The 12,098-nt window shown below is 52.4% G+C and carries 11 protein-coding genes and 1 pseudogene; 9 read left to right on the forward strand and 3 right to left on the reverse strand.

Annotated elements, in window-relative coordinates; translation table 11 throughout:
* Positions 1–773: 773 nt before the first annotated feature.
* On the reverse strand, positions 774–1,226 hold the full coding sequence (locus tag FBQ85_17845; GenBank protein MDL1876998.1) for a hypothetical protein: 453 nt from the start codon (positions 1,224–1,226) through the stop codon (positions 774–776).
* A 301-nt stretch (positions 1,227–1,527) separates the two neighbouring features.
* Between FBQ85_17845 and glgB the strand changes: the two genes are divergently transcribed.
* From glgB to mutL, 5 genes are all read left to right on the forward strand, one after another.
* Entirely contained in the window at positions 1,528–3,777 is a 2,250-nt protein-coding gene (glgB, locus tag FBQ85_17850) for a 1,4-alpha-glucan branching protein GlgB (GenBank protein ID MDL1876999.1), read from the forward strand.
* 40 nt (positions 3,778–3,817) lie between these two features.
* Positions 3,818–4,828, forward strand: coding sequence for a DUF4126 domain-containing protein (locus tag FBQ85_17855; protein ID MDL1877000.1), 1,011 nt, complete (start codon positions 3,818–3,820; stop codon positions 4,826–4,828).
* Positions 4,829–4,912: 84 nt separating this feature from the next.
* Positions 4,913–5,734 (forward strand): undecaprenyl-diphosphate phosphatase, encoded by an 822-nt coding sequence (locus FBQ85_17860; protein MDL1877001.1) that lies wholly within the window; start codon positions 4,913–4,915, stop codon positions 5,732–5,734.
* Positions 5,735–5,854: 120 nt separating this feature from the next.
* Positions 5,855–6,541, forward strand: coding sequence for a JAB domain-containing protein (locus tag FBQ85_17865; protein ID MDL1877002.1), 687 nt, complete (start codon positions 5,855–5,857; stop codon positions 6,539–6,541).
* Between the two features lie 125 nt (positions 6,542–6,666).
* Entirely contained in the window at positions 6,667–8,478 is a 1,812-nt protein-coding gene (gene mutL / locus FBQ85_17870) for a DNA mismatch repair endonuclease MutL (protein ID MDL1877003.1), read from the forward strand.
* On the opposite strand, the pseudogene FBQ85_17875 reads toward mutL, so the two are convergent.
* A pseudogene (locus FBQ85_17875) lies at positions 8,479–8,780 on the reverse strand (type II toxin-antitoxin system RelE/ParE family toxin).
* Positions 8,777–9,070 carry a type II toxin-antitoxin system Phd/YefM family antitoxin gene (locus FBQ85_17880; protein MDL1877004.1) on the reverse strand — a complete coding sequence of 98 codons (294 nt, stop codon included), beginning with the start codon at positions 9,068–9,070 and terminating at the stop codon, positions 8,777–8,779. Before FBQ85_17880 ends, FBQ85_17875 begins: the two are co-directional and overlap by 4 nt.
* A gap of 191 nt (positions 9,071–9,261) precedes the next feature.
* Here FBQ85_17880 and moaA point away from each other — a divergent pair, with 191 nt between their 5' ends.
* From moaA to FBQ85_17900, 4 genes are all read left to right on the forward strand, one after another.
* Complete coding sequence (moaA, locus tag FBQ85_17885) at positions 9,262–10,287, forward strand: GTP 3',8-cyclase MoaA (protein ID MDL1877005.1); 1,026 nt, start codon at positions 9,262–9,264, stop codon at positions 10,285–10,287.
* 59 nt (positions 10,288–10,346) lie between these two features.
* The gene (locus FBQ85_17890) at positions 10,347–10,685 is read left to right on the forward strand and encodes a hypothetical protein (GenBank protein ID MDL1877006.1); all 339 of its coding nucleotides are present in this window, start codon (positions 10,347–10,349) and stop codon (positions 10,683–10,685) included.
* The gene (locus tag FBQ85_17895; GenBank protein MDL1877007.1) at positions 10,660–11,025 is read left to right on the forward strand and encodes a hypothetical protein; all 366 of its coding nucleotides are present in this window, start codon (positions 10,660–10,662) and stop codon (positions 11,023–11,025) included. Before FBQ85_17890 ends, FBQ85_17895 begins: the two co-directional genes overlap by 26 nt.
* Before the next feature lie 154 nt (positions 11,026–11,179).
* A partial coding sequence (locus FBQ85_17900) for a hypothetical protein (GenBank protein ID MDL1877008.1) occupies positions 11,180–12,098 on the forward strand: 919 nt, incomplete at its 3' end.

Raw genomic sequence — 12,098 nt, forward strand, 5'->3', positions numbered from 1 at the left:
TCGAATCGTTAGATGCTGGTAAGAATTGATGCTCGCCCTCACGCAAGGCTTATGCCAGAAATGACTTTTGCGCAAAATCGCTATGAGCGCATGACAACGCGCGCGATGCGCCCGGGAGTGATGCCGTGATTGCTAGCCGCGCATGGCATTTCTGTTGGCTTGCTTCCGCTCGAACGAAAGCAAACGGCGATTTGCGCTGTTACGGCGCGCGGAGCAGAAACGATTTTAGCATTGCGGCGCTCCAATCGGGCATGAACACTTCGCAATAAATATGGCCACCGTGTTTCAACACGGACACTGTTTCAGCGACAAACAAGGCCTTGGAAAGATTTTGTCAGCCTTAATTGCCATGCCCTCTCCAGCTAGCATAATGTACCTGCTGCTTATGAGGCTGCGGAAGAAACCGAACCGTTCGCGGGCTTTTCCGGCAACCCAACTTAGGGGGCTCACTTATGTAACTTGCCCATTTGTCAAACCACGAAGGGATGCGAATAAGCGCGGATTTTAAGATTAGCGACGATTCGCGTATATTCGCGGTTTCGAGGCAATGAGTAAGTTGTTTAAACGGCGCTCTAAAGCTTTTTTGGCGGGGGGAAGGCAAGCTTGATGAGGAAGAAGATATTGGCGCAAGCGGGCTGGCGGGGATGCGGAACGTTCTATCAGAAAAGCGATGCCCGGAATCAATCATCCCCCAAAAACAAAAACCCCGGGCATTGGAGCTTACCCGGGGTTGTGGAAATTTTCAGATCTCACGGCAGATGCTAATCCGCGGCTCAAACCATTGTGCTTTCCAAATCTTTCATATTGATGTTTTGTCCGAGCAGTTTGGCGCCGTCTTTGAAGAGGACTTCGATGCGGGTATTGTTGTGCACCTTGGTGATCACGCCGATGCCAAACGAACGATGCCGGATAGCCCGCACCTCCGTGTAATCTTCCGCGCTGGCATACTCTTTCACCTCACCTTCGTCAATTTCTGCGATGAGCGAGTCATAATCTTTTTTACGCCGGGTGGTTGTGCGTTTGGCCGTGCCGGTTTTTGCGGCAGGTTTGGCGGCAGCGGTTTTATCGCGATAAACATGCTCATTCTGGCATGCGTTACAAATCACTTTTGCAATGCTGCCGTCTTTTTTTACCTTGGTAATGGTATGTAAAGTTTCGGTCTTGCACTTGCCGCACCGCGTTTCGATTTCGCGACCGATAAGATGATCGGCAGAGGTTGTCGCCATGGCTGGAACTTCTCCTTAAAAATTTCGCCCGTTATCGAGGTTTACACGCTCGCTCATTTCGGGCAAGAAAATAGGATTTATTTTTGTAAAATACAAGCATTTGATTGAGCAATTTCCATGATTTCGATAATGCCATACCCGCAACTCAATCAAAAATTACGGCGATCGGCGTTCAACTCGGCATTGCGCTTCAGGCATAAATTTGTTATCATCAGCCCACTTTTGAGGCAAACTCATCGAGGCAGTCAATCACCTGTCGCAGTCGCGTTTTCAATATCCGATCAGCGAAGGGAGGACGGCAGTGCATCAAACTCACAGCGCAGATCCCAAGCAACCGGCCACGGTCTCGCACAAAGACTTTGATCGCATCGTACACGGCGATCATCATGATCCTTTTTCCATCCTCGGCATTCACAAGGTGGCGCTTGCGCAAGGCAACGGCATCGTGATTCGCGTTTTCGCGCCCGAAGCCGATCGCGTCAATGTCATCATGCCGGATGAGGCCGGCGCGGCAACGCCCATGCACAAAACCAACGGCATGGGATTCTTCGTCGCCACGTTTCCTGAGCACACGGAACGTTTTCGCTATCAACTCGAGATTATCAACCAGTATGGCCAGTCCCGCCGTATCTATGATCCTTATGCCTTCCTGCCCGTGCTCACGGACTTCGATCTGCATCTTTTTGCCGAAGGCACGCATTGGAGCATTTATGAAAAACTTGGCGCGCATCCGCTCACGATTGACGATGTCAAGGGCGTGCATTTCGCGGTCTGGGCGCCTTCTGCGCGGCGGGTGAGTGTGATCGGCAATTTCAACAATTGGGACGGCCGCCGCCACCCGATGCGCGTGCATCTGAGCGGCGTGTGGGAAATTTTCATTCCGGGCTTGAGCGCGGGCGAGGTTTATAAATTCGAAATCAAAACCCGCGAGGGCCATTTGCGGGTGAAAAGCGATCCCTTTGCGTTCGCCACCGAATTGCGGCCCAGCAATGCCTCCATCGTCCACGAGCGGAAAGCATTTCAATGGCAGGATCAAAGCTGGATGGAAAATCGCAAAGCTACATCCTGGCTCGACCGGCCCATGTCGATCTATGAAATCCATCTCGGCTCCTGGCGGCGCAAAAGCGAAGAGGAAAACGGCTGGTATAGTTATCGCGAGATTGCCGCGCCGCTGGCGGACTATCTCACCACCATGGGCTATACCCACATTGAAGTCATGCCGTTGATGGAATATCCTTATGATCCCTCCTGGGGTTATCAAGTCACCGGATATTTTGCGGTGACGCGGCGCTACGGCTCGCCTGATGACTTCGCTTATTTTGTCGATTATATGCACCGCCACAACATCGGCGTGATCATGGATTGGGTGCCGGCGCATTTTCCCAAGGACGATTGGGCGCTGCGCTGGTTCGACGGCACCGCGTTGTTCGAACATCTTGACCCGCGCCTGGGCGAACATCCCGACTGGGGCACGCTTATTTTCAATTATGGCCGCAACGAAGTGCGCAACTTTCTCATTGCCAGCGCGCTGTTCTGGCTGGAGGAATATCATATCGACGGTTTGCGCGTCGACGCCGTGGCCTCGATGCTGTATCTCGACTATTCGCGCAACGAAGGCCAATGGCTGCCCAACAAATACGGCGGCCGCGAGAATCTTGAGGCCATCGCCTTTATCAAGAAACTCAATGAAATCGTGCACGAAAAATTTCCCGGCGCGATGATGATTGCCGAAGAATCTACCGCCTGGCCCATGGTCTCACGCCCAACCTATCTCGGCGGCCTGGGTTTTACCTTCAAATGGAATATGGGTTGGATGACTGATTTTCTGCGCTACATGAAGGAAGATCCCATCCATCGCAAATATCACCAAAACCTCATCACCTTTTCGATGTACTATGCCTTCTCCGAGAACTTCATTCTGCCGCTCTCGCACGATGAAGTCGTTCACGGCAAACGTTCGCTGCTCGACAAGATGCCCGGCGATACCTGGCAAAAAATGGCGAATTTCCGCGTTGCGCTCGGCTACATGTACGGCCATCCCGGCAAGAAACTCACATTTATGGGCAGCGAGTTTGGGCAATGGTGGGAATGGAATCATGCCGACAGCCTGCAGTGGCATTTGCTCGAACAAGAGCAGCACCGCCAATTGCAGCAATATGTAAAAGACTTGAATGCGTTGTACCGCCACGAACCGGCGTTGTATGAAATCGACTATTCCTGGGAAGGATTTCAGTGGATCGATTTTCAGGATTTCGACGCCAGCATCATTTCGTTCATTCGCTACGGCAAAAACACGGATGAAGCTCTCATCTTCGCGTGCAATTTCACCCCGGTGCCGCGGCCGCAATATCGTATCGGCGTGCCATTTTTGACCTCATATGAGGAAATTCTCAACAGCGATTCCCAGCATTACGGCGGCAGCAACATGGGTAACGCCGGCAAAGTCTTCGCGGAAGAAAAACCGCATCACAATCAAGACTATTCGATGCAAATTACCTTTCCGCCTCTGGCCGTGCTGGTCTTCAAAGGCAAGAAACAAACAACCGCATAAGCGGCGGCGCCGTCTTTCAGGAAGTCATACGGTATACGGTATGGAATCTTTTTCATTATTGGGCAGCCTCGCCGGGCTTGGCCTGGCCTCCGGCGTAAATTTGTATGCGACGGTTCTTGCGCTGGGCTTGGGTATCAGGCTCGGTGTTCTCCAACTCAATCCGGCGCTGGCGCATCTTAACATTTTGAGCGATCCGATCATACTCACGGTTGCGGGTGTAGCTTATTTAGTCGAGTTCTTCGCCGATAAAATTCCATGGGTTGACAGTCTCTGGGACAGCGTTCACACCTTTATCAGGCCTTTGGGCGCGGCCTGGCTCGGCATTACGGCTCTCGGTTCGGTAGATCCCGCCACCAACATTGGCGTCGCCCTGTTATGCGGCGGCGTGGCGCTGTCGGGCCATTCCACCAAAGCCGGGATTCGCGTGCTGGCGAATCACAGCCCCGAACCGTTCAGCAATGCGGGTTTGAGTCTTTTTGAAGATGTCTTGGCGATCGCGGGAACCTATCTTTCGATTCAACATCCCATTTTCACGTTGATCGTTATTGGAATTTTCCTGCTATTCTTTGTTTTTTTCTCGCCGAAGCTGTTTCGCCTGCTCAAGGCTGAGCTTAGAGGCTTCTATCGTTTATTGAGAAAATATTTATTCGCCGCACCCGAAGCCGCCGGGCCGGCCGTGGTTGAACTCTTGCCGGAAAACTATCTCGCCTATTGGCAAAAGAAAAATTTGCCGCCGGATCCCGCTGTTCGCCTCTCGTGCGTTGCCGGCAAAGGCCTCAACGGCTTGCGCCATGCCCTCGGTTTTTTTTGTTTGATCGAAAACCGCGCGTTCTTCCTAACGCAGCGATGGTTTCGTTTTCGCGAAGCCTCTTTTGAGCTGACGGAGTTTGTCAATCTGCAATTCCGGCGAAAACTTCTCTTTGATGAATTAAGCTGGGAATCCGGCAAAAAACGGCGTTACTTGTATTTCTTCAAAGATACCTCACCAAACAGCGAAGAAATTTACCGCCAGTTGCAGCAACGCCACACACAACCCTCGTCAATCGTGTAACAACCTTACGGACTTTGGCGGCTTCGCGAGTATATTCCTTGCCATAACTTACAGGCATTTAGCTTTTATCCTTGAAAGGACGTCATGAACGAGATTTTCATCGCGGTAATTTTAGGAATCGTCGAGGGCCTAACCGAATTTCTACCGGTCAGCTCAACCGGGCATCTCATCGTTGTCGGGCACTGGCTGCAATTCACCGGCGAAAAAGCCAACATCTTTGAAATCTTCATTCAGCTCGGCGCCATCATCGCCGTTTTAATCTACTTTCGCGCACGCATCTGGCGGCTGGTGAGCCTGATTCTCGGCAAATCCGTACCCGATAGCGAACTCACGATCGCGCAGGCGCGGCGTTTTGGTTTATCAGTTATTCTGGCCTTCATACCCGCCGCGATTTTCGGTTTCTTGTTGCATGACAAAATCGAAGAGTTGCTGTTCAATCCCAAAACCGTTGCTGCCGCTTTGATTGTCGGCGGCGTCGGCATCATTGCAATCGAACAATTGCATTTGCCCATCAAAACGGATACGATGGAAAAAATCACCTGGGGACAGGCGCTCGGCATCGGTTTCGCGCAATGTTTATCACTGATTCCCGGCATGTCGCGCTCGGCCTCAACCATCATGGGCGGTATGGTGCTCGGTTTGAATCATGCGGCGGCCGCTGAGTTTTCGTTCTTTCTCGCCATTCCAACCATCTTCGCGGCCACCGTGTACAGCTTGCTCAAGAGAATTGCCCTGTTGAACGCCGACGATGTGACGGTTTTCGCGGTTGGATTCATTGTTTCACTGCTCGTCGCCTGGCTGGTGATTGCTGCATTTATATCGTTCATCAAAAAACACAGTTTCGAAGCCTTCGGCTGGTATCGCATCGCGCTGGGGTTTGTGATTTTGGGGATGATGTTTTTTTAAGATCAGGAAATAGCCTATTCACGCAAATCGTTCGCAACAGCAAGATTACCAGACGCAAAAAAGATTAGTTGAAAATTAGAAATGTAATTTCTACGTTGGCTGAGAAACCGGGGAGATGGGATGGAATACAAGCTGCGTATGACGGACTGGCCCGAAAGCGAGCGCCCGCGGGAGCGTTTGTTCGTACATGGGCCGGAGAGCCTTTCCGATGCGGAATTGCTCGCGATTATTCTGCGCACCGGCAATCACGGTCAATCCGTGATTGATCTCGCGCGCAAATTATTGATTGAAACGAACGGATTCCGCGGGTTGGACGGCAAAGCGCCGGAAGAGTTGTGCCACATTCACGGCATGGGCAAAGCCAAAACCGCTCAGCTCAAAGCCGCGCTCGAGATCGGCAAGCGCTTGCAACAGGAACATCATGCCGAGCAACCCTACATTCGCACGAGCCGCGATGTTTTCGATTATCTTCATCTGCGCTTGTGCAACCAACCGCGCGAGCAGTTTGTCGTACTGCTGCTCAACGCGCGCAACCGTTTGATCCGGGAGAAAAAATTGTTTGAAGGCTCGCTACAGGAAAGCATGATCAATGCGCGCGAAGTCATCAAACTCGCGATTAACGAACATGCCGCGGGCATTGTTTTCGCGCACAATCATCCCAGCGGGGAACCCGCCCCCAGCCCGGACGATTTGCGCGCCACCAAAAAACTGCAAAGCGCTTGTGAATCCGTGGACATCAAAATACTCGACCATGTGATTATCGGCGGTGATCGCTACATGAGTTTTGCAGAAGAGGGATTGCTTTAAGCAGACTGTTTGCCGGAGGCAGAACAATCCGTTAAAAGTCATCATCAAATGTTTTCAAACGTATCTGAAATCCATAGCCGTCCTCGGTTAAGCAGAATCAGAACAACTTCTCGCCTCGAATCAACGTGAGCGCATCCACCTCCAAAATCAGGCTTCTCCCTCTCGATCTCACCAATAAAATCGCAGCCGGAGAAGTCGTCGAGCGCCCGGCTTCGGTTGTCAAAGAATTGCTGGAAAACTCTTTGGACGCCGGCGCAACGCAAATTACCATCGTCGTCAAAGACGGCGGCCGCGCGCTGATTCAGGTCGTTGACAATGGCAGCGGCATGAATCGTGAAGATGCGCAACTGGCCTTTCAACGCCACGCAACCAGCAAGATCGCCACGGCCGAGGATTTGGAGGCTATTCATACCCTCGGCTTTCGCGGCGAGGCTCTGGCGAGCATTGCCTCGGTTTCACAAATCGCCATGAAGACAATGGAGCCGGGCGCCACCGAGGCCACGCTGGTTGAATTTGAAGGCGGCGTGCAAACCAAGGTGGGCATTGCGGCGGGCACGCCCGGCACGAGCATCGCGGTCAAGAATCTTTTCTTCAATACGCCCGGCCGGCGCAAATTCGTGAAATCCGCCACGGCGGAATATCGCCAAATCCTCACCGTGATCAACCGCTTCTGCGTCGGCTATCCCGCGGTTTATTTCACATTCGTACACAATGATGAAATCATTCTCGATATGCCGCCGGCGGGCAGTTTGGAGGAACGCATCTTCACGCTCTACGGCAGCCGCATGCGCGATGCGCTGGTGACGCTGCACGATCAAGGCCCGGCGTGCCAAATCAGCGGCGTGCTCGGCAAACAAAGCACGGTGCGCAGCAATCGCGGCGAACAGTTTTTATTTTTGAATTCGCGCTACATCTCCGATCGTTCGCTCAATCATGCCATCATCTCCGGTTATGGTGAAATCCTGGCGCACGGCGGCTTTCCCTTTTATGCCGTGTTCCTGCAAGTCGATCCCACCCGCGTCGACGTGAACGTGCATCCCACCAAGATGGAAGTGAAGTTTGCGGATGATCGCCTGATCTATGCGCTGTTGCGCAATGCCGTGAAACAAACGCTCAACTCCAATGCCGTGATTCCGGTGGCCAATGATTTCGCGCGCGCGATTCCGGTGATGACGTGGCCGGCAGCGCCGGAGATGCCGGCTGCTGAGCAAAGCGCTGGGGCCTCACACCAACCCTTCTCACCGGCTGATTTTCGTGTCAAGCATCCCGGCCGGCAACTCGGTTTGGAATTGCCGCGGCCGCAAGCGCGGGCGCCCGAAAACACCGTTGAACTCACTTCCGAAGAACAGAGCAAGCTTTACGAACGCACGAATGTTTGGCAGGTGCATAATCGCTACATCTTCTCGCAGATCCCTGCAGGATTGGTTATCATCGATCAACACGTGGCGCACGAACGCATTTTGTATGAACAGGCGCTGGAGGCCTTCGCCAAGCAGGAGCCGGCTTCACAACGCTTGCTCTTTCCCATCGTGATCGAATTCAATGCAGAAGACTACGAAATTGCGAATGAGATTCTGCCGTTCCTGGCAAAAATCGGGTTCGCCCTAAAGCCGTTCGGCCATCGCACCTTGCTGCTGGAGGGCGTGCCGCCGGGGGCGCGTTATTCGACCAATTTGCAGGACGGCAACGTCATCCTGCAGATCATCGATGAATACAAACGCGGCAAGCGCGAGAAACTCGAGATTCGTGAAAACATCGCGGCTTCGTTTGCCTGCCATTCCGCCATTCGCTCCGGCGACCGCCTAACGCTGGCGAGCATGAATGCGCTCATCGATCAACTGTTCGCAACCAAAGCGCCTTATTTCTGCCCGCACGGACGACCGGTCATCGTCAATATACCGCTTGAGGAGTTGGATAAGAGGTTTGGGAGGATATAATTATTGCGTGGGAGAGATTTCATCCTTTCGTAGAAGACGTTGCCCCTCGAATACCGTTAGAATCTCCACTCTCGCCTTGTGGCTTCTGTAGACAATATGATAACTCTTTTCGAAAATTTCTCTAATTTTAGATTGTGAGAACTCGGGGACGATTCGCCCTCGATAGGGAAAGCGTGCAAGGGACTGCCACGTTTGATCAGCCGCTCTACAAATTCGTTAGCCCTTGCAGAGCTGCCTCTTGCAATAAAAGCCTCAATCTCAACCAACTGCTCCAGCGCTTCCTTGGTCCACACGACCTTCATTTTGCCACCTTGCTGCTACGCCGCTTTTGCAACTCCTGCTTTAATTGTGAGGCGTCAAAAACTCGTTGTGCCTCTGCATCACCCAGCCCGCGTTGTACCGATTCCTTGAACCTTTTAGAATAGCCCAATTGATCAAATGCTTCGGGAGCGAGCAGCACACCTGCCGGACGGCCGTTTTGTGTAATAACCAGTGGTCGCCCGGAGTCATGCACGCTTTTCAACCACTTCGCCAAACCCGTTTTGAATTCTCCCACGGGGATGATGTCGTTTGCGATGGATATTTGTTTCATTGCGAGCTCCGTCCTTTTTTTGAGATTAAATTTGAGTTCGAATTTAGCCTAAATTCGTATGGAGTGTAATAGGAGTTTTTTTAATCTTGCCGGCAAGGCGAATCGCATTGTCGGTCGTTTTGCTCGCGCCGGCATAGCCCAAATGTCACTTCTCTCTTGCATTTATCTTTGTGCCTGCTTATCTCCTACCCATGAGCACAGACACTACGCCCCCCCGTTTCCTCGACGCCTTCAGCCGCCCGTTGCGCGACTTGCGCATTTCCGTCACTGATCGCTGCAATTTTCGCTGCGTCTATTGCATGCCCAAGGAAGTCTTTGGCAAGAATTATCAATTCCTGCCGCGCGCGGAATTGCTCTCGTTTGAAGAGATTACGCGGCTGGCGCGCATTTTTGTGGATCTCGGCGTCACGAAGATCCGCCTGACCGGCGGCGAGCCTTTAATGCGCCATGATATCGAGCGTCTGGTCGAGATGCTTGCCCGTATTCCCAACCTCGACCTGACCTTGACAACAAATGGATCGTTTCCTATCAAACGCGTGTACTCCCTGCGCGACGCCGGCCTCAATCGCATGACGGTGAGTCTCGACTCACTTGACAACGAAATTTTCAAAACCATGAACGATGTTGATTTCTCCGTTGAGCAGGTTCTGGATTGGATTGCAGCTTCGGCATCGGCAGGATTAACGCCGGTGAAGATCAACATGGTGGTCAAACGCGGCGTCAATGAACACAGCGTCGCGCCCATGGCCCGCCATTTCAAAGGCTCCGGACACATCGTGCGCTTCATCGAATACATGGATGTTGGCAATACCAATGGCTGGCGCATGCATGATGTTGTTCCGGCTGCAGAAATTGTTGCGCGGATCAACGCGGAGATGCCTCTCGCGCCCATCGACCCGAATTATACCGGCGAAGTGGCAACGCGTTACAGTTATCGCGACGGCAGCGGTGAGATCGGCATTATTGCCTCGGTAACCCAGGCCTTTTGCCGCGATTGCACCCGCGCACGGCTCTCGACCGAAGGCAAGCTTTTCACCTGCTTGTTTGCAACGCGGGGACATGATTTCCGGCGATTGCTGCGCGGCGGCGCTTCCGATGCTGAGATCACGCAGGCGATCATTGCCCTCTGGTCCCGGCGCGAGGATCGCTACTCCGAAATTCGCAGCGCTGAGACAGTCGCATTGCACAAGGTGGAGATGTCGTATATTGGAGGATAACGCCCCCCAGCAAAGCAGACGCGGCTTGACAATACTATAATTTTTAGTTAAAATGATCTATGCCCGAGAAATTCTGGATACAAGATTTTGAAACGGGACGCGATCGGCTCAGGGTCCATTTCGTAACGGAACGTGGTGAAGTCAAGTCAATTCTCGTAATCCAGTATGAAGCTTATGTAGACAGGAAGTGGCATGCCATCGTGCGATATGATGAAGCGCACGGATTTTTTCATCGTGACATTTTGTCGCCAACCGGTGAACAAGAAAAACGTACTCAATCAGCAGAAGACAAAGGCCTTGCATTGACAGCCGCGCTCACTGAGCTCAAACAGAATTGGCTAGCATATCGCAAAGCCTATGAGGATCAATATTATGCAACCCGACAACCAAGCCCTTAGTGCAGACAAAAACTTTGATCGTTTGGTCGAACTTCTGGATCGCGAAATAAAGATGCCTGATTTGGCCAAGCAAATACCCAATGGCGCTCATATCCTTCACGGTGCTTACAATGATGCGGCTTTGACTCGAACAAACCTCAAGTTGGCGAGCAAAATTCTATTGGGCATGGCGTTGGGATATGTTGAAGAGGCGCCCCTGGTGATGGTGTTTGAGCAGAAGCCCGGCCAGTTTAAAATTGTCGATCTGATAACACAATTGCAAAAGCAGAGAGTGCAAATGTTGATCACCTCACTGCAAGATGAGCTCTCTGACAAAGCGGAGGAACTCATTGCCGCTTGATGGCACTTAGCTTTCTCATAGGCCTTCCACAGTATCGTTCAGCGTCTCTGCCGTGACATCTTTTTACAATTTTTTACCCCCTCCTGACACTCTCGCCAGATAATTTTCGTATGTTTTCCGCGAACCCAGGTTGATTGGAATTGCCAAAGTTCTCATGGCCGAAAAATCCAAAACAAAATACTCGGGCGGCGTCAAGCAGGATCGTAAAATTCTGCTGCTTTTAGCCGCGGTTATTCTGATCCCGGTTTTGCTATACACCGGACTCGAGCTTTCGCGTGTGCGCGAGCGCGAAAACCTGCTGCGCGAAAGCTATCGTGCGCAACTCAAAGCCATTTTGTTTTCAGTCAATCAGCGCTGCTGGGATACGGTGGAAAGCTGGGGCAATCATTTGCGCATGATAACACAGCGTTCATCACCTCGCGTCGAGCCGCAGGAGCTTTCAGCTCTACTCGAAGAATTGCCGCGCCGCTACAGCCCCATCGCCGGCGCTTTTGTCAAGCAACAGGATTCATGGAGCTTCGGAGTTGCCGGCAGCCTGGCGGGCACTCGCACCGCGATGCAAGAGATGATTGCCGCAGCGTTAATCGACTCGGCCCACCAAGTTCAGCGCCTCATTTCACAAGCCGCCAAAGGGTACTTTCGCGCGTTGCCGATTCAATTTAATGCCGCTCGCGAGCAGGATTGGGATTTGCTCTTTGTCTTTTCGCTGGCGGATTCTTCCCGCTTCGCGCACGAAATGCTGGGCGGGCTTTTGATTTCATCCAGAATTTTTGTTGATCGAATCGTGCAACCTTATGTTTCGACATTCCGCGAACAGGGTCTCACCGTGACGGTTGCCAGCGATTCCAGCGCCATCCTTGCGAAGGATCGCGCACGCGAGGATATTGCCACCCGCTTGTGGATTTTGCCGCGCTTCACGCTTGCCATTCAAACGGAAGGCCAAACCAGCGGCGAATTGGCCTCCGCAAAAACCCAGCAATCGCTTTTTGTCATCGTCATGCTGAATGTGGCAATCCTGGCGGCTGTTTTTGTGTTGATGCGCACGCTTTGGCGTGAAACCCAACTCGCCCGCC

Source organism: Cytophagia bacterium CHB2 (assembly GCA_030263535.1).
In the GTDB taxonomy this organism is placed as follows: domain Bacteria; phylum Zhuqueibacterota; class Zhuqueibacteria; order Zhuqueibacterales; family Zhuqueibacteraceae; genus Coneutiohabitans.